Here is a 25,519-nt window from a genome sequence, read left to right on the forward strand (position 1 = left end):
GCCCATCCGCCCGGCCGGGCGCTGGTGGTACGTGCCGGTCCGCGCGCGGTGCGGGCATCGCCGGCTCACAAGCCACCCGCAACAGCGGAAACAGGCGTGAAATCGACAGGTAGAGAAATGAATCCGCGCAGGAACGGGGAAGGCCGCCGGATAAGGGACTCGGCCGGGACCGCGAGATCCAGATCGGGCAACCGGTCGAGCAGGACCTCGATGCCGGTCCGCGCGATGATCTCGGCGATCTGCTGGGCCGGGTAGAGGCAGCGGTACTCGCCGTGCCCGAAGGCGAAATGCGCGGCATTGCCGGAGTGGGCCGGTTCGGCGCCGTCACCGGAGTACTGGCGGATATGCGGATCGGCGTTCGCGGCGGCCAGCCCGAGCAGCAACATATCCCCACGCCGAACCGGCGCATCGCCGAGGCGGGTGTCACGGGAGACCCAGCGACCGGCCAGGATCTGGGTGGGGGTGTCCTCCCACAGAACCTCGGTCATCGCCCGGCCGATACTCTGCCGGGCCGCACCGAACGCGGCGGCGAACCGGGCGTCGACGAGCATGAGCCGGACGGAATTACCGATCCAGTCGGCAGTCGGCAGATGGCCCGCCGCGGTCACCGACTGCATGTTCAGCACATATTCCTCGTCGGCGAACTGTTCCGGGTGCGCCAGCATCCGCGACACCAGATCCGGCCCCGGCACGGCTTTCTTCTGTGCCAGCAGGCGCTGCATGTATTCGGCGAACCGCTGATAGGCGGCGGGCGCTTCCGGACCGCCGTCACACAGGGTCTGCATGTTCTGCGCCAGATAGGGACCGTCGGATTCGGGGACACCCAGGATCCAGGCCAGAGTGAGCACCGGGAGCAGCTCGGCGAATTCGGTGACGACGTCGGCATAACCGCGGCCGCAGAACCGGTCGATCAGCCCGTCGGCGAGCTGTTCGCAGGCGCTGCGCAGGGCGAACGGGTCCACCGATTCCAGGGCCGGTTCGACCAGAGCCACATGCCGGGCGTGCGCGGCACCGGCGGTGAAGTAGATACCCGGCTGCGGCCGGCCCACCATGGGCAGCAGCGGCCAGTCCGGCGCGATCGCGGGCCACTGGTTCCACAGGCTCGAATCCCGCGGGAACAGCAGACCGTCGGTGGTGACCTGGTGCAGTTCCCGGTAACCGATCACCAACCAGGCCGGGATCCCGCCGATGAGTTCCACCGCGACCACGGGTCCGTGCTCGGACCGCATCCGGGTGTAGAGCAACGCGGGATCGGTGTGGAAACCGGGACCGTCCAGGGTGACAGCGCCGCTCGGTGCGACCGGGCAGCCACGGTCGAGTTCGTCGCGGCCGGGACGATTCACAACAGCCTCGCCCGGCTCCCTCGCGGCGGTGCGGACAGATACTCCCCGACTTGCTCGATCAAGGCCGCCATCTGGGCGCCGACCAGACCGGCGTCGGCGTCGTCGTCGGCCAGCACCGCGATCAGCGCGCCCGCGCCGGCACCGACGATGAACAGGATCCCCCCGTAGAACTCGGTCATCGATTGGCGGACCCCGCCACGACCGTTCCCGAACTCGGCCGAGGCGCTACCCGCCAGCGCCTGCACGCCCGAGGCGATCGCGGCGAGCCGGTCGGCCTGGTCCATGGACAGCCCCGCGGTATGGCACATCTGGATACCGTCCGCGGCCAGCAGTACCGCGTGCCGCGCGCCCGCCGTCTCACTCAGCAGCCGCTGCAGAAGCCAATCGAGTTGCGCTGGATCCGATGGCATCGTCATCGATCGTCCTCCCGGTCTGTTGGCATGGAGTGACGGGACAGTCGCGCGGCAGCGTCGCCGGGTGGCTGGATCGGTCCGCCGAAGGGCTGGGGGTCGGCGCCGGCGCGGCCGGTGACCGCCCGCTGGAACGCACCCAGCGAGGACGCCGACGAGCGGTGTTTCGCAGACGGATCGTGCGCGGCGACACTGTCGAAGGAGCCGGGGTCGGGCAGACCTTCGGGATGCGCGACGGCCAAGGTGCTACCTCGGCGCCGCTTGGGGAGAACGCCGGTGGTGGTCGCCTCGGATTCCGGCGCCGTCGCTGTCGGGAACTCGCCGGAACTGTGCTTCGGGATGCTGTGCCGGCCCGAAACATACCGGTCCGGTGCGGGGTTCGCGGATCTGTAGCGGGTGCGCGCCGGGTCGGCTGCGCCGGTATTCGCGGGAGTTGCGCGCAATCGTGCACCGGTTTCGGGGCCGACGGCGAAGGGACCGGATTCGGGGGAACCGCCGATGCCGGGCGGAAGCCCCGCTCGAACGGCGGAATACCCGGTGGGTAGCGCCGGAGTGACGGGCGGTTCGATGCGGGCCGTGAGTTCGCGCGGGATCATCACGACCGCCGCCGTACCGCCGATCGCGGACGGGCGATAACTGACGGTGAGACCGTATTTTCGGGCGAGCCGGCCCACGACGGTGAGCCCGAACCCGGCGCCGTTGAGCGAGGACAGCCCCTCGGTGGCCTCACCTTCGGTACCGGAAACGGTGAGCTGCGCGCGGTGCAGCGCGGATTCGCTCATCACCAGCCCGCTGTCCTCGATGGTCACCACCAGACCGGCCGGGATCTCCGCGGCGTAGATGTGCACCTCGGTGGTGGGCGGGGAGAACCGGCACGCGTTGTCGACGAGTTCGGACAGTGCGTGGATAACGCCTTCGGCGGCGTGCCCGGCGATGGCGATATCGACGATCGCCCGCGACCGCACCCGCTGATATCCACTCACCCGGCCGATGGCGGCACGCAGAATACGTTCCATGGTGATGGGTTCGGCCCAGCGCCGCCCGGTACGCACACCGCTGAGGACGGCGATACTGTCGGCGAGGCGCCCGGCCTGGGCGGTGGCGTGACCCATCTTCAGCAGATCGGTGAGGACGGCCTGATCGCCGTACCGATGCTCGAGATCCTGCAGATCAGCCAGCATGCTGGTGGTCATGGTCTGCATTCGGCCGGCCGCGTTCGCCAGCGCCGCGATGGCCGCGAGGCGGCGGCGTTCACCGGTCGCGCTGATCTCTTTCTCCGCTGCCACGGCCTGTTCGGCGGACGCGGCGCGCCGCTCGGTGCGTACCAGGTGGTCGAGTACTTCGCCGGACCGGCGCTGTTCGGCGGCGAGTGCCCCGCGAAAGTACACGGCGGTCGCGATCGCGGTGCACGCCGCGACCACCGCGACCGAGATCAACACTGCCGTGATCATCCGGTCCGCCGGTGCGACCGAGAGAATGGCGGCGGCGAGAAGCCCCATACCCACCGTGATCGAAATCCCGAGCGCCAGCACCGGAGCGAGTAACTGCCTCCGGCCCATCCCTTCGGCCGAGGCCACCGGCACTGATTCGTACATAGGTCGGGTACCCCCGCTCGCGCTTGGTCCTGCCGACCCAAAACCCGAGCCCGCATCCGGCACCACATCGTGCCCGTTACCGAATCGTCGGAGGAAGGTGGTTTCGCTCCGTCATATTCGGGTATGGGCCGAAGCATATCGGTCTGGTCCAACCTCCGCTACTGGGAGAAAGCCCGAACTCCGCCGACTACCGGTGCCGGGAACCGGTCGTCCGGCGAGCCTTCCACAGCCCTCAGAAACCCAGCTTGCCCAGCTGTTTGGGGTCGCGCTGCCAGTCCTTGGCGACCTTCACGTGCAGGTGCAGATAGATTCGGCTGCCGAGGATGTGCTCGATCTGTGCACGCGCATTCGTCCCGACCTCCTTCAGCCGGGCGCCACCTTTTCCGATGATGATCGCCTTCTGACTCGGCCGCTCCACGTACAGCAGGGCGTGCACATCCAGCAGGTCCTCGTTCTCCTCGCGCGGCAGGATCTCTTCGATCACCACCGCCAGCGAATGCGGCAGTTCGTCGCGGACCCCCTCGAGCGCCGCCTCCCGGATGAGCTCGGCCATCAGGGTTTCCTCGGGCTCGTCGGTGAGTTCTCCGTCGGGGTAGAAAGCCGGGCCCGGCGGCATCTGGGAGGCGATCACATCGACGAGGACCTCGACCTGTTCCCCCTTGGTAGCCGATACCGGCACCACCTCGGTCTCGGGCCCGAGCAGTTCGGAGACCGCCATCAACTGCCGCGCGATCTGGTCCCGGCTCACCTTGTCGATCTTGGTGACCACGCCCAGCAGCGTGGTCTTGGGTGCCATCTGCCGCACCTGCTGCACGATCCAGCGATCCCCCGGCCCGATCTTCTCGTCCGCCGGAATGCACAGCGCGATCACATCCACCTCGGAATACGTATCGCGCACCAGATCGTTGAGTCGCTGGCCGAGCAGGGTCCTGGGACGATGCAGACCCGGGGTGTCGACCAGGATCAACTGGGTGTGCGCGCGGTGCACGATGCCGCGGATGGTGTGCCGAGTGGTCTGCGGCCGCGAACTGGTGATCGCGATCTTCGCGCCCACCAGCGCATTGGTCAGTGTCGATTTACCGGTATTGGGCCGGCCGACGAAACAGACGAAACCGGATCGGAACTCACCTTCGGCGGAATCAGGCATCGGTCGCCTCGTAACCCTCGGCGATATCGAACACCGCACCGGACGCGTCGGCGAAGATGATCTTCGCTCCCGCGGCCACCTCCCGCACCGCGGCCACTCCGGCATCCGCGAACTTGCCGCCGATCACCACCGCGGCCTCGAAACCCTCGGCACCACTGGAGATCGCGGCCGCCACCGCCGACTGCAGGGCGGTGAGCCTCAGCGCCCGCAGAGCGACCTCCCCGGCGGCATAGGTGCGGCCGTCGGTATCTCGGATCGCCGCGCCCGCCGAACCGCCGGTACGACCGAGCGCGCCCCGGGCGAGCACCAGCAACTTGTTGTCCTCGGCATCCAGCTCACTCATCGCCTGCTCCCTCGTCGTGCCGGGTGGACGGGTGTTCCCGCTCCGATCCCGGATCGATATCCGTATTCTGCTCGGGTGCCCGGCTCACCACCACGGTGTGTACCCGCACGCGCCCACGCGCGTCGGCTCCGCCCTCGCCGCGCAACTCCAGCCCGTGCGCGACCACCTCCGCACCCGGGAGCGGCACCCGTCCCAGCTCGTGTGCGAGCAGCCCGCCGACGGTGTCGACTTCCTCTTCGTCGATCGGCAACCCGTACAGCTCCCCCAGATCTGCGATCGGCAGCCGCGCCGAGACCCGGTACCGCCCGGATTCGATCTCCTCGATCGGCGGCGTCTCGTCGGTGTCGTATTCGTCGGCGATCTCTCCGACGATCTCCTCGAGCACGTCCTCGATGGTCACCAGACCGGCGATCCCGCCGTACTCGTCCACCAGCAGCGCCATATGGTTCCGCCGCCGCTGCATCTCGTCGAGCAGGTCGTCGAGCGGTTTGGAATCGGGCATGAACACCGCGTCGCGCATGACCTCGCGCACCGGGACGCTGCGCCCGCGATCTCCGTAGGGCACCAGATCTTTCAGGTAGACGACGCCGCGGATATCGTCGACGTTCTCCCCGATAACCGGGATCCGGGAATGCCCACTGCGCACCGCCAGCGACATCGCCTGCGCCACCGATTTATCGCTCTCGATCCACACCATCTCGGTGCGCGGCACCATCACCGCGCGGGCCGCGGTATCCCCGAGTTCGAACACCGACTGGATCATCCGGCGCTCGTCATCGGCTACCACCCCGCGTTCCCGCGCCATATCGACCACTTCGCGCAATTCGATCTCCGAGGCGAACGGGCCGTTACGGAAACCCTTACCCGGAGTGATCGCGTTACCGAGCAGGATCAGCAACCGGCTCACCGGACCGAGCAGGGCACCGATGAACTGCAGCGGCAGACCGGCGGCCAGCGCGATCGTGTACGCGTGCTGCCGTCCCAGGGTGCGCGGGCCCACTCCGATCACCACATAGGAGACCAGCACCATCACCACCGCGGTCACCAGCAGCGCCCAGCCGCTGTCCATGAAACTGCTCAGCGCGGCGGCCAGCAGCACGGTGGCGGTGATCTCGCACAGGATGCGTAACAGCACCATGAGGTTGACGTACCGGGGCCGGTCGTCCACGATCCGGCCCAGTCGCACCGCGCCGGGCCGGTCGCTGCGCGCCATATCGTCGAGCCGGGCCGGTGACAGTGTGTTCAGCGCCGAATCCACCGCGGCGAAGACACCACCCACGGCAGCGAGCGAAACGGCGACCAACAGCAGGGTCATCTCGTTCACGCGTGCGCGTCACCCGGCCAGGAGCGTGTGTCCTCCGGTGCCGCGAAACCTGTTTTGCCCAGCAGCCGGGCGTCACGGGCGGCCAGCTCGGCTCGCCGCTGCGCTTCGCGGAGCTCCTCGTACCATTGTTCGAGCAACTGACCCTGCAGCTCGAACATCTCCTTCTCTTCGGCCGGTTCCGCATGGTCGTAACCGAGCAGATGCAGCACCCCGTGCACGGTGAGGAGAGCGAGTTCGTGATCGAGTGAATGCCCGGCCTTGGCCGCCTGGTCCAGCGCGAATTCCGGGCACAGCACGATATCGCCCAGCATCGATGGACCCGGTTCGGGACTGTCCGGCCGACCGCCCGGTTCGAGCTCGTCCATCGGGAACGACATCACATCGGTGGGGCCGGGCAGATCCATCCAGCGCATATGCAGATCGGACATGGTGTCGAGATCCACCAGCACCATGGACAGTTCGGCGGCCGGGTGCACATCCATCCGGTCGATCACGAACCGGGCGACACCCACCAGGTCTTCTTCGGGCACTTCCATGCCCGACTCGTTGGCGATCTCGATACTCACCTGGTCAGCCTAATGGGTGCCGCCGGGCAGAGTTCAACAGCACTCTCCGCCCGGCCGGGGCGAACAGTGCCGGTCTCGCCACCGACTACAGCCGACCGTGGTTATCGGGCGCAGAACGGATCGGCGTCCGCCACCGGACGATGCCGGGCAGAGCTCACCGCGGTATCCGTCCCCCAACGGCGAGCGGCGGCCGGTTCCGATCTTCGGGTCGTCCCGGCGCGGGTGCACTTGCGGTCAGGGTTGCCATGGTGGTGAGGCACCCGATGGCTGCGATCCGCTCGATGGTGCCGCGCGTCATCTCCTGGGACAGCGCCTCGGCCGCACCGACGATGCCGATACAGCGGACATGCAGTTCCGCCGGATCGAGATCGGAGAACGGCCGCAGCGCATCGCGGAAGATCAGGACACACCGCTGCACGAGTTCGTGCTGCACAGAATCCATTTCGGCATCACCCTTCAGGGCTGCCGATACTGCGTGCCACTCGGGCCCGGCGGTGGTGTGACAGTCCATGTAGGCCGTACTCATGACCTGCGCGATATCCGACAGACGGCTCGGGGCACGTGCCAATGCCGCACGCAGGGCATCGGCCTGCCTGTCATCGATCCGGCGATACAGCTCGATCAACAGCCCGGACCTGGTGCCGAAGTGCTCGTAGGTCACCGGTTTGCTGACGCCGGCCGCCTCAGCGAGGACACCGAGCGTGAGCGCATCCGCGCCGTGCTGCCGAATGATCCGCAGGGCCGTGTCGAGTAACTGTCGGTGCCGCTCGGCCTTCGGAAGTCGTTTGGCGGGCCGGGGCAGTTCCGTCATGGTCCAGTCTCCGTCTCGGTATCGCCAGATCTCATGCCCAGCATATTACTATCAGTAAGTTACCTATGGTAGGTTACCTTTCGTAGGTTACTCACAGTAGGTAGCGCACAGGGCTACCTGGACGGAAGAAGTACGGATGTCGGAAAAACAATTGCCCGTGCTGATCGTCGGCGGGTCCGGCGTAGTGGGCGCGAAGACGGCCGGGCTACTGCGCGCACTGCATCCAGAGTTACCGATCACGATCGGAGGCCGGGATCGAGAGAAGGCCCGGGCGGTAGCCGCGCGGATCGGTGGAGCCGAAACCGCCACCATCGATCTCGATCGACCCGATCTGGGTCTGCCCGCAGATCATCACTTCGGCGCGATAGCAGTCCTGCTGCGCGACCGGACGCTGAACACGCTGCGATACGCGACGGCCGAGAGGATCCCGTATCTCAGCGTCTCGACCGGGGTATTCGAGATCGGCCCCGAGGTGGCGATGTCGAGCCGCCACCGCGACCGCGCGCCGGTACTCCTCGCCAGCCATTGGCTCGCCGGAGCGGCAGTATTCCCGACTCTGCATCTCACGGCCGGCTACCGGCGCTTGGACACGATTCGTATCGGCGCGGTGCTGGAAGCGGCCGATATGGGCGGACCGGCGGCCGCGGAGGACTACGACCGCCTCACCACCGCCGCTCCGGCCACGCTCGTCTTCCGGAACGGCAGAGCGGAGTGGATCACCGGCGAGGACGCAGACGCGACGGTGCGCCGTGCCGACGGAACAGTGGTCCGAGCCCAGGCCTACGCACCGTTCGACATGATCAGCCTGGCCGCGGCCACCGAGGCACGCGACATCCGTTTCGACCTCGCCTACGACCCGACGGCCGAGCACCCGGACCGGCCACTGTCCACCGAGATCCTCATCGAGGTGTCCGGCGAGAAGAACGGGACCCGCACGACGTCGCGATACGAGATCGTGCAGCCCGGCGGCCAGGCCGCGCTGACGGCACTGGGGGTAGCACTCGCCGTGGAACGGCTCGCCGGCCTCGACGGCCGTCCGGCTGCCGCCCCCGGCCTCTATCTACCGGAAACACTGCTCGATCCGGCCTACGTGGTCGGCCGGATGCAAGAGTTCGGGGCCGAGATCCGGACCCGGGAAACCCAAGAGGTGAACGCATGAACAGCAATGAACTTTCCCCCGTACTCCTCCTCGGCGGCACCGGCAGCCTCGGCGGCCGCACCGCCCGCATGCTCCGCCGCCTGCAGCCGGATCTGCCGATCGCGCTCGCCGCCCGCAACCTGGACAGAGCACGAGAACTCGCCGCGGAGCTCGGTACAGCGACGGTCACCTCCGTCGACCTGGAGCGCGCGGATCTGGGATTCGACGAAAGCACCCGGTTCAGTGCGGTGGTCACCGCCCTGCGCGATCGCTCGCTCACTACGATGCGCTTCGCGCAAGAACGCGAAATCCCCTATGTGGCACTGTCGGACGGCGTTTTCGAACTCGGCCCCACGGTCGCACGCCATCTGCACCGGCCCACCGCGCCCATCCTGCTGCTCGGGCACAGCGACGGCGGCGTACCGCTCACCGTCGCACTGCATTTCGCGACCGCGTTTCGCAGTGTCGAATCGATCGAACTCGGTTTGCTTTTCGATCCCGACGATCCCTTCGGGCCGGTCTCGGCCGCCGATCTCGACCATATCGAGCGCACCGGACCACGACCGCTCATCGTGCGAGACGGCGGTTGGCACTGGGCCGGACCCGAAATCACCGGCCGCACCTTCGCCGGTGTCGACGGTGTAGTGCACCAGGGCTCGGCGGCGGGCCTTCAGGACGTTCTCGGACTCGGAGTCGCCGTGCCGGCGAAGTCGGTGCGCATCGACCTTGCCGAAGGCTCGACCGCCAGTTCCCGGCGCGGAGACGGCCCCTCCCACGAAGCGATCATCGAGATCGAAGGCGAGAAGTCGGATGGGACCACCGGCCGATTCAGGTACGAGATCGTCGATCCAGAAGGCTATGCGGCGCTCAGCGCCCGAGGGGTGGCAGTCGCAGTGGAACACCTGCTCGGCCTCGCCGGGGCCCCGCCACCCGGGCCCGGTCTCTACTTCCCCGAAAACCTGGTAGACCCCGGTTACCTACTGGGCAAGTTGGAGACCTTCGGAGTCAGTGTGAGCTGAGATTGCTGGGCCCCGGCCGCGCGGAGCAGTCCGAAGCCGATGGATCCGAAGTCGAGTGAGTCGGCAATGCCCGCCTCACTCGACCTCGAGACAACCTAGCCTCGCGCCGTCCGGCCCGCCGCTCGCCGCTGTGCGCGGTTCCCCGACATATGCGGCGGACCCACCGGCGGCCGGGCCTCGGCCTCGAACTTCTCGTAGGCGTCGACGATATCGGAGACCAACCGGTGCCGAACCACATCGCTGCTGGTGAGCTGGGTGAAATGGATATCCTCGATACCGCCGAGGATCTCCGTGGCCGCCCGCAACCCGGACCGCGCGCCGTGCGGCAGGTCCACCTGGGTGACGTCACCGGTCACCACAATCTTCGATCCGAACCCGAGCCGAGTCAGGAACATCTTCATCTGCTCGGCAGTCGTGTTCTGCGCCTCGTCCAGAATGATGAACGAATCGTTCAAGGTTCGACCACGCATATATGCCAGGGGCGCGACCTCGATGACCCCCGCCGCCATCAGCTTGGGAATGGCTTCCGGGTCCATCATGTCGTGCAGCGCGTCGTAGAGAGGCCGCAGATATGGGTCGATCTTCTCGTTGAGGGTGCCGGGCAGAAAACCCAGCCGTTCTCCCGCCTCGACCGCGGGACGGGTGAGGATGATCCGATTGACCTGTTTGGTCTGCAGCGCCTGCACCGCCTTGGCCATGGCCAGGTAGGTCTTTCCGGTACCGGCCGGACCGATACCGAAAACGATCGTGCTCTCGTCGATCGCGTCGACGTAGCGCTTCTGATTGAGCGTTTTCGGGCGGATCGTCTTACCGCGGCGCGAGAGAATGTCCAGGCTCAGCACCTCGGCGGGAGATTCCGAACTGCCCTCGGTGAGCATCGACACCGTATGGCGCACCGCCTCGGGCGTGATCACCCGATTACGCCCGGTCAGCGCGACCAGCTGTTCGACGATCCGCTCGGCCAGCGCGATATCGCCGGGCGCGCCGCTGAGGGTGACCAGATTGCCACGCACATGGATATCCGCGGCGAGCAGCTCTTCCAGTTCACGGAGGTTCTCGTCGGCGGAGCCCAGAAACGGGAAGACCGATTCGGGCGCGAGCTCGATACTGGAACGGACGGTGCGTGCCGCGGGCTCCGAGGCCCTGACCCCAGCCGCGGAGGGGTTCTGATCGCCGATATCGCCTTGTGATCGCACGTAGTCGCTATGGCCTGCTTTCCGGTCTCGGAGCTGCGGTGACGCGCCGCTGGTGGAACTGGGTGCGAATGGGAGTCGCTGCCCAGAGTCTAACTCCCGGACCCGACAGGTCCCAGTGGAATTACGCCCGGCCATAACACCGCGGACGGCCGGCCCCAGGTGTTCACCCGGGGGTCACCACCGCGGGGTGAGCGCTCCGAGCGCGCCCAGTGCCACCGCGGCGGCGGTGGAAGTACGCAGCACCGTGGGCCCCAGCCGGACCACCTCGGCGCCCGCCCGGGCCAATGCGGTCAACTCCGCATCGTCGAGGCCGCCCTCGGGGCCGACGATCAGGGTGACGGCCGGAGCGGACCGCCAGGGCAGTCCGGTGAAGGTCGCGGTCCCCGATTCGTGCAGGGCCGCCACCACCGCGCCCTGCGCCGTCGCCGCGCGGACCGCGTCCACCACTTCCGGTGTGCGCTGCAGGGCCGTGATCTCGGGAATGTAGGCGCGACGCGACTGCCGGGCCGCGGCCCGGGCCGCCGACCGCCATTTGGTCACGCCCTTATCCGCTTTGGCTTCCCAGTTCGAGACGCAGCGCGCCGCCTGCCACGGCACGATCACATCCGCGCCGGCCTCGGTCATCAGCTCGACCGCCAGCTCCGAACGCTCCGATTTCGGCAGCGCCTGAACGACGGTGACCGCAGGTGTGGCGGGGTCGGCACGGCGCCGGTCCCGGACCAGCAGATCGAGCTGGTTCTTGTGCGCGGCAACGACCTCCGTCTCCGCCACCAGGCCCCGGCCGTCGGAGAGCGTAACAGCCTCCCCGGCCCGGATCCGGCGCACAGTGGCCGCATGCCGGCCCTCCGCGCCGTCGAGTACCGCGACGACCCCGGGCTCCGGGATCTCATCGAGGTAGAAGACCGTCGCGGCCATCGGGTCAGCGTCCGCTGAAGGAGGCGCGCAACCGGGCGAACAGACCGCTGTTGTGCTCGGACTGCGCCGACATCACCTCGGCCTTGTCCTTGATCCGCAGGCCCTTGTACTTTCGCAGCAGATCGGTCTGCTTACTGTCCAGTTTGGTCGGCACGACGATATCCAGGTGTGCCATCAGATCGCCGCGGGCGTTGGATCGCAGCCGGGGCATACCGTGTCCGCGCAGCACCGAGATCTCCCCGGGCTGCGTACCGGGTCCGATACTGAGCTCGGTCGGGCCGTCCATGATGGTGTCGATGACCACGGTCGTCCCCAGTGCCGCGTCCACCATCGGCACCCGGACGGTGCAGTGCAGATCGTCACCGTCGCGCACGAACACATCGTGCGGCTGCTCCACGATCTCCACATACAGGTCACCGGCATGCCCGCCACCCGGGCCTACTTCACCCTGGGCGGCCAGACGCACCCGCATCCCGTTGGCCACACCGGCCGGAATCGGCGCCGCGATCTCCCGGCGGGCCCGTACCCGGCCGTCACCACCGCATTTGTGGCAGGGATCCGGGATGGTCTCACCGGCGCCCCGACAGGTGGGGCACGGTCGCGAGGTCAGGACCTGGCCGAGGAAGGAACGCTGCACCGACTGCACTTCACCGGCACCGCCACAGGTCTCGCAGCGCACCGGGCTGGAATTACCGTTGGTGCCCGCACCCTGGCACAGATCACACAGGATCGCGGTATCGACGGTCAGATGTTTGGTCACCCCCACCGCGCACTCCGCCAGGCTCAACCTGGTCCGCACCAGCGAATCCGCGCCCGGCTGCACCCGGCCGCGGGCTTTCCGGCCGCCGCCACCGGCACCACCGCTCATCCCGCCGAAGAACGCCTCGAACACATCACCGAGGCCACCGAACCCGGCGCCACTGAAACCACCCGCGCCGCCGCCGGCGTCCAGCGGGTCACCGCCCATATCGACGATGCGGCGCCTCTCCGGATCCGAGAGCACCTCGTACGCCGCGGAGACCTCTTTGAACCGGGTCTGCGCCGCCTCGTCCGGGTTCACATCGGGATGCAGTTCGCGAGCCAGCTTGCGATACGCGCGTTTGAGCTCTTGGTCGGAGGCATCCCTGCCCACGCCGAGCAATCCGTAGTAGTCCCGTGCCACTTGAGTTCTCTTAGTCCTTGGTCGCTGTCCACGGCTCCGGCTCGGGCTTCGCACTGCCGGTCGCGTGTCTGTCGATGGGTGTAACCGACCGTCCGGAGCTTAGTCGGGTCGACTCAACTTTATCCCGGCGGAGAACACGAGCGTAACAGCGAGGCGCGCAAGCCCCCTTGTGCGGCGGGCCATCACCCACTTACACCGGGGAGACAAGCAGCGCAGCGAACCCACCGAGAGCACACATGCGGCTACACAACGCACCACCGCCGAGCCGAGTCCCGCGAGGCCCACAAAGTCCGAGCCCCGTCCCGTAGTTCGGCCCTCGAAGCTCATGCGCTGCGCAGCCGGCCATCCGCAGATCGGCCACCATCGAGCACTGACAGTGTCGCGGGCCGCCCCAGGCTGATCACAGTCGGCTGGCCACACACCATTCTTCTACTCCGAATCTCCGCCTCCATGGTCGGGGCCCGCCCCGGTTCTGGAGCGACAGTAAGGATGGGTGTGGACCCGCAGCGCTTGGTCCTGACCCGCCGTAAGACAGAGCGAACGAGCGCAGCGACCGAGCGCAGGAACGAACACCCGGGCTCACGAAGGCCCCGACACGACGCCGAAGCCGAGAACCATCCACGCAGTCGGGGCCCGCCCCGGTTCTGGAGCGACGAAGCGAAGGAGCGCAGCGACTGAGCGCCGGAGTGAAGAACCGGGGTCACGAGGGCCCCGACAGCCCCGCCGCAGGCGGGGCAAACAACACAGTCGGGGCCCGCCCCGGTTCTGGAGCGACGAAGCGAAGGAGCGCAGCGACTGAGCGCAGGAGTGAAGAACCGGGGTTAATAGGGCCCCGACCCGCGGCGCCGAAGGCGCCGCAAATAAACACAGCTCAGCGTTCGGCGAGAACGTCGCCGATGTAGCGGGCGACCGCCGCGACCGAGGCGATGGTGCCGGGGTAGTCCATTCGGGTGGGGCCGAGGACGCCCATACCGCCGAGGACCGCGCCGGCCGAGCCGTAGCCGGTGGTGACGACCGAGGTGCCGCGCATTTCCTCGACCTGCGTCTCCTCGCCGATCCGCACCGTCACCGTGCCGGGTTGTTGGGCGGCGGCAAGCAGTTTGAGAACCACGACCTGCTCCTCCAGGGCTTCGAGCACCCCGCGCAGGGAACCGTGGATACCGAAATCGCCGGCATTGCGGGTCAGGTTGGCGGTACCGCCCAGGACCAGGCGTTCCTCCGGGTGTTCGACCAGCGTCTCGACCATGACCGTCGACACCTTGATCAGTACATCGCGCAGTTTGGGCGGCGCCTGCTCGGGCAGTTCGGCGACCGCGGCGGATGCGGCGGCCAGGCGTTTACCGTCCATGGCGGCACCCAGCATGCCGCGCAGGGCGGCCACGTCCTCGTCGTCGACCACGGTGCCGAGTTCGACGATGCGCTGGTCGACGCGGCCGGTGTCGGTGATCACCACCAGCAGCAGCCGGGCGGGGTTCAGCGCGACCACTTCGAGGTGACGCACGGTGGACGCGGACACCGTCGGATACTGGACGACCGCGACCTGGCGGGTCAGCTGGGCCAGTAGGCGTACGCCGCGGCGCAGGACGTCGTCGAGGTCGACTCCCGATTCCAGGAACTGCATGATCGCCTTGCGTTCGGCCGCCGACAGCGGTTTCACCTCGGCGATCCGGTCCACGAACTGGCGGTAACCCTTGTCGGTGGGGATTCGGCCGGAGCTGGTGTGGGGTTGGGCGATGTAGCCCTCGGCCTCCAGAACCGCCATATCGTTGCGTACGGTCGCACTGGAAACGCCCAGGTTGTGTCGTTCTACCAGGGTTTTCGAACCGATGGGCTCCTTGGTGGAGACATAGTCGGCGACGATCGCCCGCAGGACCTCGAAGCGCCGATCCTCGGTGCTCGACATCGACCCCACCTCCTCGCCTTGCCGCGCGTCGATGTGGTCGTCCGGCGCACTGCTGCCTTCGAATCCGGCGCGCGTACCACCGGGTTCGTTACCCAGTGTAATTGTCCCCGGTGAATTCACCCGGTGCCGTCGTGGCGCGCATGTGAGTGTCGGATCCGCACGATCAAGATACACAGGCGGGAATTCCGCGTAATCGATGATCCGTGGTCGCAGCACGCGGTCAGCCGGCCACATCCCGGACGACACCGTCGGCCAGTAACCGTCCACGGTCGGTGAGGACCAACCGCCCGCCGGTGAGGGTGGCCAGTCCGTCGGCGGTGGCCGACTGCGCCGCGGCCTTACCGGCCGCGTCGAGGTCGGCGAGCGGCAGACCGGTACGGAGGCGCAGGGCGAGCATGACGCGCTCGAGGTAGCGGTCGGCGGCAGTCAGGTTCTCCCAGTCCGCGGCGGGCAGCCCGCCGGCGGCCACTCGGTCGGCGTAACGCGCCGGATGTTTCACATTCCACCAGCGCACTCCCCCGAGGTGGCTGTGTGCGCCCGGTCCGGCGCCGAGCCAGTCGCCGCCGTCCCAGTAGCCGAGGTTGTGCCGGCAGCGCGCATCCTCGCCGGCCGCCCAGTTCGATACCTCATACCAGGTGAGTCCGGCGGCTTCGAGCCGCGCGTCGATCCGCTCGTAGCGAGCGGCGAGCACATCGTCGTCGGGGGCGGGCAGTTCACCGCGACGCACCCGGCGGGCCAGTGCGGTGCCGTCCTCGACGATGAGCGAATAGGCCGAGACGTGGTCGACGCCCGCGTCGAGTACCGCGTCCAGGCTCGCGTCCAGGTCGCTGTCGCGTTCGCCCGGAGTTCCGTAGATCAGGTCGAGGTTCACATGATCGAATCCGGCAGCCCGTGCTTCCCGGGCGGCGGCGACCGCACGGCCGGGGGTGTGGGTGCGGTCCAGGAAGGCCAGCACGTGTGGGGCGGCCGATTGCATGCCGAGCGAGATGCGGGTGAAACCGGCCGCGCGGATCCGCTCGAAGAATTGCGGTGAGGTCGACTCCGGGTTGGATTCGGTGGTGACCTCGGCGTCCGGGGCGAGGTCGAATTGCGCCCGGATCGCATCGAGTACGCCGGCCAGTCCGTCTCCGCCGAGCAGGGAGGGGGTTCCACCGCCCACGAAGACCGTTGCCACCGGCGGTGTCGCGGTGGGCAGCGCCGCGAACTCCCGGGCGGCGGTCGCCAGCTCTCCACGCAAGGCTTCCGCCCATGACTGTGTCGAGGCCGAAGTGCCCAGTTCGCCGGCGGTGTATGTGTTGAAATCGCAGTATCCGCAGCGGGTCGCGCAGAACGGTACGTGGACGTAGATACCGAAGGGCCCGCCGCCGAAATCGCGCAGCACCGGAGCGGATGTGTCGGTGTGCGGTGCGGTGGTGGCGGCGGGACTCACTCCTCCAGTGTGACCGTGCGCGGATCCGCCTTCGACGATCGGGGTGTACTGGTTCGCGGTACAGGCCTGGCGGGCCGGTCGAACTTTCGGATACCACCGCCGGTGGAAATATGACAGCCGTCACAAATAGACCCGGCGAACCAGGGAATTTCCCGCTCGTTCGCGGGAAATACTGGTAGGGCGGTCGGAACGCGGGCATCGGCATGGCACAATGAGTCGCATGCGCGCATCAGGAGTACGACTTGTGGCACGTCGCCACGTCGATTACAAGCGCGTCTGCAGCGCCTGTTGTCTGTCCGGTTCCGCCCGGTAGCTCAGCTGCGCCTCTTCCCGGATTCCCGGCGATATTCCGATTCGAGGATTTCGGCCCGCTGACACCGCGGGCGCGAGTCAGCCCCTCGCGCCCTCAGCACGGATCAAGCCCAACCCAGCAGGAGCGACTTCATGACGTCGAGCACCGACGCCACCACCCCCGCGAAGGCCGAGGCCCCCGCCGCACGTCCTACGCGCGCTCGTACCGGTAAACCGGTTCGCCGCCGCGCCGAGGGCCAGTGGGCGCTCGGCTACCGCGAACCGCTCAACCCGAACGAACAGTCCAAGAAGGACGACAACCCGCTCAACGTCCGCACCCGGATCGAGAACATCTACGCCAAGGGCGGATTCGACAGTATCGACAAGGGCGATCTGCGCGGCCGTTTCCGCTGGTGGGGTCTGTACACCCAGCGTGAGGAAGGTTACGACGGCAGCTGGACCGGCGACGAGAACATCGACCTGCTCGAAGCGAAATACTTCATGATGCGCGTCCGCTGCGACGCCGGCGCATTGAATGTCGCGCAGTTGCGCACGCTCGGCGGGATCTCCACCGAGTTCGCCCGCGATACCGCAGACCTCTCCGACCGGGAGAACGTGCAATACCACTGGATCGAGATCGAGGACGTCCCCGAGATCTGGCGCCGCCTCGAATCCGTGGGTCTGCAGACCACCGAGGCCTGCGGCGACTGCCCGCGTGTGGTGCTCGGTTCCCCGCTGGCGAGTGAGTCGCTCGACGAGATCCTCGACCCCACGCCCGCGATCGACGAGATCGTGCGCCGCTATATCGGCAAGAAGGAGTACTCCAACCTGCCGCGCAAGTTCAAGACCGCGATCTCCGGTCAGCAGGATGTGGTGCACGAGATCAACGATGTGGCGTTCATCGGCGTCGAACATCCCGAGCACGGTCCCGGCCTGGACCTGTGGGTCGGCGGCGGCCTGTCCACCAACCCCATGCTGGCCCAGCGGGTCGGCGCGTGGGTGCCGCTGGACGAGGTGCCGGAGGTCTGGGAAGCGGTGGTGAGCCTCTTCCGTGACTACGGCTACCGGCGCCTGCGCACCAAGGCGCGGCTGAAGTTCCTGATCAAGGACTGGGGTATCGAGAAGTTCCGCCAGGTCCTCGAGGACGAGTACCTGAAGCGCAAGTTGATCGACGGTCCGGCACCGGAGCAGCCGAGCCGCCCGATCGACCATGTCGGCGTGCAGAAGTTGCGCAACGGGCTGAACGCGGTCGGCTTCTCACCCATCGCGGGCCGGGTCTCGGGCAGCATCCTCACCCAGGTCTCCGAGGCGGTGGAGCGCGCCGGGTCGGACCGGATCCGGTTCACCCCGTATCAGAAGCTGATCGTGCTCGATATCGCCGACGACAAGGTCGAGCAGCTCATCGCGGAATTGGAACCGCTGGGGTTGCAGGCGCGGCCCTCGGTCTGGCGGCGCAATCTGCTGGCCTGCAGCGGGATCGAATTCTGCAAGCTGTCCTTCGTCGAGACCCGCAAACGCTCCCAGGTGCTGGCACCGGAACTGGAACAGCGACTCGCCGATATCAACGCCGAACTCGATGTGCCGATCACCATCAACATCAACGGCTGCCCGAACTCCTGCGGCCGGTCACAGATCGCCGATATCGGTTTCAAGGGCCAGCTCGTCGACGACGGCGACGGGAATCAGGTCGAGGGCTTCCAGGTTCATCTGGGTGGCAGCCTCGGCCTCGACAGCAGCTTCGGACGCAAACTGCGTCAGCACAAGGTGACCAGCGCCGAACTCGGTGACTACATCGAGCGCGTGGTCCGCAACTTCGTCGAACACCGCGAAGGCGAGGAACGGTTCGCGCAGTGGGCCGTTCGCGCCGAGGAAGCCGATCTGCGATGAAACCCGCGAGCGTGGTGACGGGAGAACCCACTGTGACAACCGAGCAGAAACAGTTGCCGACCAAATTGAGCACCGAGGAACTGCGGGCCCTGGCCGAACGTGGCGCCGCCGAACTCGGCCCGGACGCCTCGGCCGCGGAGCTGCTGCGCTGGACCGACGAGAACTTCGGTACCGGCTATATCGTCGCGTCGAATATGCAGGACGGGGTGCTTGTCCAGCTGGCCGCCGAGGTCCGGCCCGGCGTGGACGTACTTTTCCTCGACACCGGCTACCACTTCGCCGAGACGATCGGCACCCGGAACGCTGTGGAAGCGGTGTACGGGGTGAACGTGGTGAACGCCCGCCCGGAACAGTCGGTCGCCGAACAGGACGCGCTGCTGGGCAAGGATCTGTTCGCCCGGAACGCGAACGAATGCTGCCGCCTGCGCAAGGTGGCGCCATTGACCGGTTCGCTGGCGCCGTACAACGCGTGGGTCACCGGGATCCGGCGGGTGGAGGCCCCCACCCGCGCGAACGCTCCGCTCATCTCCTTCGACGAGGGCTTCGGGCTGGTGAAGATCAACCCGATCGCGCCCTGGTCCGACGACGAGATGCAGGACTACATCGAAAAGCATTCGATTCTCGTCAATCCCCTGGTGGAGGAGGGGTATCCGTCCATCGGCTGCGCTCCGTGCACACGGAAGCCGGAGCCGGGTTCCGATCCGCGAAGTGGCCGCTGGGCCGGCCTCGCCAAGACCGAATGTGGGTTACACGCCTCATGACCGACGTATTCACCACCGAACGCTCCGTCGGACTGTCGGATTTCGACACCCTGGCCGCGCTGGAATCGGAAGCCATCCACATCTTCCGCGAGGTCGCGGGCGAGTTCGAACGCCCGGTGATCCTGTTCTCCGGTGGTAAGGACTCCACCGTCCTGCTGCATCTGGCGCTCAAGGCCTTCTGGCCGGCCCCGCTGCCGTTCGCGCTGCTGCACGTGGATACCGGGCACAACCTGCCCGAGGTGCTGGAATTCCGCGACCACGTGGTCGAGAAGTACGGCCTGCGGCTGCATGTGGCGAGCGTCGAGGATTACCTCGCCGACGGCCGGCTCACCGAACGCCCGGACGGTATCCGCAATCCGCTGCAGACCGTTCCGCTGCTGGACGCCATCACCGAGAACCGTTTCGACGCGGTCTTCGGCGGCGCCCGCCGCGACGAGGAACGTTCCCGTGCCAAGGAGCGGATCTTCTCGCTGCGCAACGCCTTCGGCCAGTGGGATCCGAAGCGGCAGCGGCCCGAACTGTGGAACCTCTACAACGGCCGGCACGCCCCCGGCGAGCACGTGCGGGTGTTCCCGCTGTCCAACTGGACCGAACTCGATATCTGGCGCTATATCGCCCGCGAGAACGTGGAACTGGCCACCATCTACTACGCGCATCAGCGTCCGGTGTATCAGCGCGACGGGATGTGGATGACCCCCGGCAGCTGGGGTGGTGCGCGTGACGGCGAGGTTCTCGAGACCCGCTCGGTGCGGTACCGGACCGTCGGTGACGGCTCCACCACCGGCGCCATCCTGTCCGACGCCGCCGACAACGAAGCCATCCTGGCCGAGGTCGCCGCTTCCCGGCTGACCGAACGCGGCGCGACCCGTGGCGACGACCGGGTCTCCGAAGCCGCCATGGAAGACCGCAAACGAGAGGGTTATTTCTGATATGTCCGACCTACTGAGGCTGGCCACCGCCGGTTCTGTCGACGACGGCAAGTCCACCCTGGTCGGGCGTCTGCTCTACGACACCAAATCCGTGCTCGCCGACCAGATCGACGCGGTGACCCGGGCGTCGGTGGACAAGGGCCTGTCCACCCCCGACCTGTCGCTACTGGTGGACGGTCTGCGGGCCGAACGCGAACAGGGCATCACCATCGATGTCGCCTACCGGTACTTCGCGACCCCGCAGCGGTCGTTCGTCCTGGCCGATACTCCGGGGCATGTGCAGTACACCCGCAACACCGTCTCCGGGGCTTCCACCGCGCAGCTGGTGATCCTGCTGGTGGACGCGCGCAAGGGCGTTATCGAGCAGACCCGCCGCCATGCCGCGGTGCTGGCGTTGCTGGGGGTGCCGAAGCTGGTGCTGGCGGTGAACAAGATCGACCTCGTCGGCGTCGACGAGCCCAGCGAACAGGCGCAGCAGGCCGCGGCCGCCAAAGTCTTCGCGGAGATCTCGGCGGAGTTCTCGCACCTCACCCGCACCCTCGGCTGGCCGGACGAGGACGTCCTGGAGATCCCCGTATCGGCGCTGAACGGCGACAATATCGCCACCCGCTCCGATCGGACTCCGTACTACAGCGGCCCGTCGCTGATCGAGCATCTCGAATCGGTACCGGTGGACGCGGACAACTCCGGCGAGCACGCGGTGGGCCTGCGCTTCCCGGTGCAGTATGTGATCCGGCCGCGGACACCGGAGTATCCGGACTACCGGGGCTACGCGGGCCAGATCGCGGCGGGCTCGGTGGCCCCCGGCGACGAGGTGGTGGTGCTGCCCTCCGGCATCCGCACCACCGTCGAGCGGATCGACACCCCCGACGGCGAACTGGCTGTCGCCCAAGCCGGTCGCAGTGTGACGCTGATACTGGCCGACGAGGTCGATATCTCGCGCGGCGACACCATCGCCTCCCCCGGTGACGCGCCGGAACCGGTCGAGACCTTCGATGCCACCGTCTGCTGGCTCGGCGACAAACCGCTGCGTCCCGGCGCCCGGCTGCTGCTCAAGCACGGAACCCGCACCACTCAGGCGATCGTCGGTGCGCTCACCGAGCGCTTCGACGAACAGCGCCTGGCCGCCGACCCGGATCCGGAAACACTCTCGCTCAACGATATCGGCCGGATCTCGGTACGGGTCGCCGAGCCGATCGCTGCCGACGACTACCGGACCAACCGGCACACCGGCAGTTTCCTGCTCATCGACCCGGCGGGCGGGAACACGCTGGCAGCGGGCCTGGTCGGCGATGCACTCACAGCGGTCGAGGTCGGAACCGAGGCTTGATGCCGAGCAGTCCCACACTGGTGGCGGTGGCACACGGCAGCCGGGATCCCCGGTCCGCCGCCACCGTCGCCGCACTCTTGGAACAGGTTCGGGCCGCACGTCCCGGGACGCCGACCCGCCTGGCCTTCCTGGACCTGAACGCACCGGTGGTCGGACAGGTACTGGAATCCGTCGCCGCCGCCGGGGAGACCCACGCGGTGGTCGTTCCGCTGCTCCTGGGCAGCGCCTTCCATGCCCGGGTGGATCTGCCGGCACTGCTGGCCGGCGCCGCCACTCGCCACCCGCGGCTACGGCTCACCCAGGCCGAGGTATTCGGTGCCGACCCGCGCCTGCTCGAGCTACTGCACGAGCGGGTCCGGACGGCGTACACCGAACGCGGCTGGGATACCGAGCCCGAACGGCTCGGTATCGTGCTGGCCGCGGTCGGGTCGTCCTCGACGATCGCGAACCGGCAAACCGGTCGGCTGGCGCTCGGATTCGCCGACCGCACCGGTATTCCCACCGAAGTATGCTTCGCCACCGCGGAACCCACACTCGCACAGGCCTCGGCGCGAGTGCGTGCCCGCGGCGCCGACCGCCTCCTGGTCGCCCCCTGGTTCCTGGCCCCGGGCCTGCTCACCGACCGGCTGCGCGACCAGGATCCGCTGCTGCCGCATGCCGGGGTCCTCGCACCGGATCCGGCGCTGGCAGATATCGTCTGGGACCGCTACGACAACGCGCTCGCCCGCGCATACCCGCTATCGGCCTGATCCGTCACTGCCGGGCCCGGCCCGATCCGTCACTGCCGGGCCCGGCCCGATCCGCCACGCAGGTCAGAACCAGCGTTCCAGAACTGCGGCCACACCGTCGGCGGCGACATCATCGGTGACCTCGTCGACCAGACCGTGTAACTCGACCGGCGCGTTCGCCATCGCCACCGAATGCCCGGCCCACGCGAACATCTCACGATCGTTGAAACCGTCTCCGATCGCCAGGGTGGCAGCGCGCGGAATATCGAGCAGGCCGCGCAGGTGTTCCAGCGCCCAACCCTTGGAAACACCGTGCCGGGAAATAGTGAGCCAGGGCCCGAATTCACCGTAGACCCAACTGATCTCCGGAAGCGCCAAACTCTCCAGCAACCGGTGCATCTCGTCCGGCGCACCCTCGGGCCACCAGCAGTTCAGGCGCGGTGTGGGTTCGCTGCCCAGGGTGAGATCGTCGACCACCACGTATTCGCCGCCGGCGTAGTACTCTCCGGGGCTCATACCGGTCGCCCAGAAGCCCTGACCGACCCGTTCCGCCGTGAAGATCATGTCCGGGAAAATCTGTCGCAGCGCGCTGACGGCGGGCGCAGGATCGAAATGGTGCACCGCCACCGGGACGGCCTGCTGTATATCGATGTGCACCGCGCCGTTGGAGCAGATGGCGTGGCCCTGCACCAGGCCGAGCTCGTCGAGTACGGGCCGGGTGGAGACCACCGTCCGTCCGGTACTCACCACAACATGCGCACCGGCTCCGACAGCCGCACGCACCGCGGCGGTCACCCGGGCGCTGACCCGGGCGCCGGTTTTCAGCAGTGTTCCGTCCACATCGAGCGCGATCAGCCGTGGTGGGCCCCCGTCATTGTCCACCCCATAGATTGTGCCGCGACCGACCGCCCGCCCGCATCGAGTTTTCCGGAACAGGTCGTCGGGACCGGCTTCCGCACGGCCCTTCAGTGGTGTGATCCGCCCAGTGAGGACCCACCGCTCGCGTTCCCGCCGCGCGACGAACCACCATCGCCACCGGAGGATTTCGCTCCTCCGGACTGGAAGCCACCGGTGTGCGAACCGCCGGAGGAATCCGAACCGCCCCCGAACCCGCCACCACCCGGCACCGCACCACTGCCGAATCCGTCCGAGCCGCCGAAGCCGCCGGGACCGGCGGAACCGCCCGAGGACTCGGAAGCTCCGGAATGTCCGGAAGAGGCACCGCCCGAGGCGTCACCGGTCCCGGAGTTCGCGCCACCGCCGGTGTCCGACCCACCGATCCCTGGGGCGCCGACCCCGGACCCATCACTGCCGGCACCGGCGTCACCCGGGCTGTTGCTGTCACCCGCACCGCCGCTGTCTCCCGCACCGCCACCGTCACCCGCACCGCCACCGTCACCCGCACCGCCACCGTCACCCGCACCGCCGCTGTCTCCCGAGTCGGCCCCGGGCACCGGCCATCCGCCGCTCGGCAGACCACCGGGCCGGCCCCCGCCCGCGGATTCGTTCCCGTCACCTGGCGTCGAACCCGGAATCCCGATATCGGGCACGCCGGGAGTCCAGCCGCCCGCATCACCGCCACCGGATGGGCCGCCGGTCTCCCCATCCGGCCCGTCGCCTCCCGGCGGATCGCCGGGTGCCGGGCTGTCCGTTCCGCCGTCCCCGGGCGCCGGCTGCTCCGGGCCCGGCCCGGCGGCCGGGGGGAGCTGAACACCGGAATGCCCGAACGGGAGATGGCCGAATCGTGCGGGATCGATGTGGCGCGGCCGGGATTCGGGGTGATCGTCGTGCGGGGTGTGGTGTGTTCCGGTCCCGGAGTCGCCCGCCCGCCCCGGTGCTACTCGCGACGGGGCGGGCGCGGAACCGGGCATGGGCGGGCCGTAGGGCCGGGTCGCCGCGGCGGGGGTGATCAGCGCCGAAGGGCTCAGGGGCGCATAGGACACGGTCCATCCGGTATTCGACCGCTCCACCCGTGCCTCGCCGTGGATCTCGAACATCACCGCCCCCGGGCTCTGCAGCGGAATCCGGTCCTGGTCCTGGTGTTCGGTATCGGCCGGCCCGCTGCCGAGGATGGTCGCCGCTGACATGGCGACAGCCGAGAAGAGCGCGGCGCCGGAGAAGATCGGCGGATGCTTCACCCGACCGGACCCGCTCGGTGCCGCGCTCTCCGCGGCCATCGCGGCGGCGCCGAGTGCGACGCACTGCCCGGAGTCGGCGGCCACGGTCACCGGCAGACCCAGTTCGGCCAGGGTCTCGGCCACCTGCGCGGGCCGCGCGGCCCCGCCCACCACCAGCACCTGGTCGATATCGGAAAGCGAGACACCTGCCGAACGCACCGCTGCCCGCACGACTTCCAGGGAATCGCGCACGTGTTCGCGGCGCAACCCCTCCGGATTCACGAAGGACACGAGCGATACGGTGCCGGTATCCGGTTCGGCCGGCCCGATGGCCCGGTCACCGGCACAGCGCGCGATCATCGCCCCCAGCGGCCGGGCACCGAACTCATAGGAACGGACCGGGTTCCCGACCACCGGATGATGGGGCCAGTCCGGCCCGGTCCGGACGACGGCCACATCGAGACTGTTTCCGCCCAGGTCGTAGATCAGGACGAATCCGGTGTCCAGCGGCCCGTGTTCGGTATCCAGCCAGTGGGCGGCGGCCACCGGTTCCGGCACGAGCTGAACGTGGCCCACACCGGCGAGGTCCAGGCTCTGTCCGAGCAGATCGAGCTGTTTACGGCTGTATCCGGCGGGATGGGTGACGACTACCGCGGCGGCCGGTTCCGCGGTCACCAGACCCTGCACCACCGAGGCGAAGATCGTCGCCGGTGACCAGATTCGGCCGTCCACGTATACGGACTCCGGATTCCGCCCCAGATCGGCGAATTCGTTGATCGCCGTGGAGAAGCGGGTGATCCCGCCGAGTCGCGCGGTCCCCCCGCTGTCGAATCCGACGGCGGTTCGTCGTGTCCGGACCACCGGCCGCGCGTCCTGTATTCCGGCGCGTGCCGAGACCACGTTCACCGTACCGATGCTGATACCCAGCCCAGAAGTCAATTTGCTATCCCGTCAACGCACCGAGACCACGTCCTTACGAAAGAGCCATGGGCGCGGTCGTTTTCCAAACAGCGACCACAGGTTAGCTGCACCGGCGTAGATAAATCGAATAATCAGCGATGAAAAGTGCTGTTACGGAACGTATCCCCGTTCATACCCGCGGAAACCAACCGGAGGTCCACAATTCCTCATTTCGAAAACACGACCCTGAACAGCAGAAATCAAAGTTCATCGAG

22 protein-coding genes are annotated in these 25,519 nt (G+C 67.9%); 7 read left to right on the plus strand and 15 right to left on the minus strand.

Annotated elements, in window-relative coordinates:
• Positions 1-65: 65 nt before the first annotated feature.
• The 8 genes from OG405_RS19345 to OG405_RS19380 all read right to left on the minus strand — a co-directional run bounded on the left by OG405_RS19345 (position 66) and on the right by OG405_RS19380 (position 7,539).
• Positions 66-1,343 carry a cytochrome P450 gene (locus tag OG405_RS19345; protein WP_327147878.1) on the minus strand — a complete coding sequence of 426 codons (1,278 nt, stop codon included), beginning with the start codon at positions 1,341-1,343 and terminating at the stop codon, positions 66-68.
• Positions 1,340-1,759 carry a roadblock/LC7 domain-containing protein gene (locus OG405_RS19350; protein WP_327147879.1) on the minus strand — a complete coding sequence of 140 codons (420 nt, stop codon included), beginning with the start codon at positions 1,757-1,759 and terminating at the stop codon, positions 1,340-1,342. The genes OG405_RS19345 and OG405_RS19350 overlap by 4 nt, the downstream gene beginning before the upstream one ends.
• The gene (locus OG405_RS19355; protein WP_327147880.1) at positions 1,756-3,348 is read right to left on the minus strand and encodes a sensor histidine kinase; all 1,593 of its coding nucleotides are present in this window, start codon (positions 3,346-3,348) and stop codon (positions 1,756-1,758) included. The genes OG405_RS19350 and OG405_RS19355 overlap by 4 nt, the downstream gene beginning before the upstream one ends.
• Before the next feature lie 232 nt (positions 3,349-3,580).
• Positions 3,581-4,495 carry a GTPase Era gene (gene era, locus OG405_RS19360; protein ID WP_327147881.1) on the minus strand — a complete coding sequence of 305 codons (915 nt, stop codon included), beginning with the start codon at positions 4,493-4,495 and terminating at the stop codon, positions 3,581-3,583.
• Positions 4,488-4,838: a cytidine deaminase gene (locus tag OG405_RS19365; RefSeq protein WP_327147882.1), complete on the minus strand. Its 351-nt coding sequence runs from the start codon at positions 4,836-4,838 to the stop codon at positions 4,488-4,490. Before OG405_RS19365 ends, era begins: the two co-directional genes overlap by 8 nt.
• On the minus strand, positions 4,831-6,153 hold the full coding sequence (locus OG405_RS19370) for a hemolysin family protein (protein ID WP_442790772.1): 1,323 nt from the start codon (positions 6,151-6,153) through the stop codon (positions 4,831-4,833). The genes OG405_RS19365 and OG405_RS19370 overlap by 8 nt, the downstream gene beginning before the upstream one ends.
• Before the next feature lie 5 nt (positions 6,154-6,158).
• On the minus strand, positions 6,159-6,728 hold the full coding sequence (ybeY, locus tag OG405_RS19375; protein ID WP_327147884.1) for an rRNA maturation RNase YbeY: 570 nt from the start codon (positions 6,726-6,728) through the stop codon (positions 6,159-6,161).
• Between the two features lie 154 nt (positions 6,729-6,882).
• On the minus strand, positions 6,883-7,539 hold the full coding sequence (locus tag OG405_RS19380) for a TetR/AcrR family transcriptional regulator (protein WP_327147885.1): 657 nt from the start codon (positions 7,537-7,539) through the stop codon (positions 6,883-6,885).
• A 136-nt stretch (positions 7,540-7,675) separates the two neighbouring features.
• Between OG405_RS19380 and OG405_RS19385 the strand changes: the two genes are divergently transcribed.
• Positions 7,676-8,698 carry a saccharopine dehydrogenase gene (locus OG405_RS19385; RefSeq protein WP_327147886.1) on the plus strand — a complete coding sequence of 341 codons (1,023 nt, stop codon included), beginning with the start codon at positions 7,676-7,678 and terminating at the stop codon, positions 8,696-8,698.
• Positions 8,695-9,696, plus strand: coding sequence for a hypothetical protein (locus OG405_RS19390; protein WP_327147887.1), 1,002 nt, complete (start codon positions 8,695-8,697; stop codon positions 9,694-9,696). The genes OG405_RS19385 and OG405_RS19390 overlap by 4 nt, the downstream gene beginning before the upstream one ends.
• Before the next feature lie 95 nt (positions 9,697-9,791).
• Here the strand turns inward: OG405_RS19390 and OG405_RS19395 are convergent, their stop codons facing one another.
• The 5 genes from OG405_RS19395 to hemW all read right to left on the minus strand — a co-directional run bounded on the left by OG405_RS19395 (position 9,792) and on the right by hemW (position 16,253).
• Positions 9,792-10,874, minus strand: coding sequence for a PhoH family protein (locus OG405_RS19395; protein ID WP_327152411.1), 1,083 nt, complete (start codon positions 10,872-10,874; stop codon positions 9,792-9,794).
• Positions 10,875-11,066: 192 nt separating this feature from the next.
• On the minus strand, positions 11,067-11,807 hold the full coding sequence (locus OG405_RS19400) for a 16S rRNA (uracil(1498)-N(3))-methyltransferase (protein ID WP_327147888.1): 741 nt from the start codon (positions 11,805-11,807) through the stop codon (positions 11,067-11,069).
• A gap of 4 nt (positions 11,808-11,811) precedes the next feature.
• Positions 11,812-12,969, minus strand: coding sequence for a molecular chaperone DnaJ (gene dnaJ, locus OG405_RS19405; protein ID WP_327147889.1), 1,158 nt, complete (start codon positions 12,967-12,969; stop codon positions 11,812-11,814).
• Positions 12,970-13,840: 871 nt separating this feature from the next.
• The gene (hrcA, locus tag OG405_RS19410) at positions 13,841-14,872 is read right to left on the minus strand and encodes a heat-inducible transcriptional repressor HrcA (RefSeq protein WP_327147890.1); all 1,032 of its coding nucleotides are present in this window, start codon (positions 14,870-14,872) and stop codon (positions 13,841-13,843) included.
• 220 nt (positions 14,873-15,092) lie between these two features.
• Positions 15,093-16,253, minus strand: coding sequence for a radical SAM family heme chaperone HemW (hemW, locus tag OG405_RS19415; RefSeq protein WP_327152412.1), 1,161 nt, complete (start codon positions 16,251-16,253; stop codon positions 15,093-15,095).
• A 492-nt stretch (positions 16,254-16,745) separates the two neighbouring features.
• Between hemW and OG405_RS19420 the strand changes: the two genes are divergently transcribed.
• The 5 genes from OG405_RS19420 to OG405_RS19440 are packed head-to-tail and all read left to right on the plus strand — an operon-like array spanning position 16,746 to position 22,248.
• Complete coding sequence (locus OG405_RS19420; RefSeq protein WP_327147891.1) at positions 16,746-18,479, plus strand: nitrite/sulfite reductase; 1,734 nt, start codon at positions 16,746-16,748, stop codon at positions 18,477-18,479.
• Positions 18,480-18,493: 14 nt separating this feature from the next.
• Positions 18,494-19,240, plus strand: a complete 747-nt coding sequence (locus OG405_RS19425) for a phosphoadenylyl-sulfate reductase (protein ID WP_442790773.1) — start codon at positions 18,494-18,496, stop codon at positions 19,238-19,240.
• A complete protein-coding gene (gene cysD, locus OG405_RS19430) occupies positions 19,219-20,169 on the plus strand; it encodes a sulfate adenylyltransferase subunit CysD (protein ID WP_442790585.1) in 951 nt (316 codons plus the stop codon). Before OG405_RS19425 ends, cysD begins: the two co-directional genes overlap by 22 nt.
• Position 20,170: 1 nt before the next feature.
• The gene (locus OG405_RS19435; RefSeq protein WP_327147894.1) at positions 20,171-21,499 is read left to right on the plus strand and encodes a sulfate adenylyltransferase subunit 1; all 1,329 of its coding nucleotides are present in this window, start codon (positions 20,171-20,173) and stop codon (positions 21,497-21,499) included.
• Positions 21,499-22,248, plus strand: a complete 750-nt coding sequence (locus OG405_RS19440; RefSeq protein WP_327147895.1) for a sirohydrochlorin chelatase — start codon at positions 21,499-21,501, stop codon at positions 22,246-22,248. The genes OG405_RS19435 and OG405_RS19440 overlap by 1 nt, the downstream gene beginning before the upstream one ends.
• 63 nt (positions 22,249-22,311) lie before the next feature.
• Here the strand turns inward: OG405_RS19440 and OG405_RS19445 are convergent, their stop codons facing one another.
• Positions 22,312-23,109 (minus strand): HAD family hydrolase, encoded by a 798-nt coding sequence (locus OG405_RS19445; RefSeq protein ID WP_327147896.1) that lies wholly within the window; start codon positions 23,107-23,109, stop codon positions 22,312-22,314.
• Between the two features lie 83 nt (positions 23,110-23,192).
• Entirely contained in the window at positions 23,193-25,283 is a 2,091-nt protein-coding gene (locus OG405_RS19450) for an Hsp70 family protein (protein WP_327147897.1), read from the minus strand.
• Positions 25,284-25,519 lie beyond the last annotated feature (236 nt).

It is taken from the genome of Nocardia sp. NBC_01329 (assembly GCF_035956715.1).
Taxonomy (GTDB): domain Bacteria; phylum Actinomycetota; class Actinomycetes; order Mycobacteriales; family Mycobacteriaceae; genus Nocardia.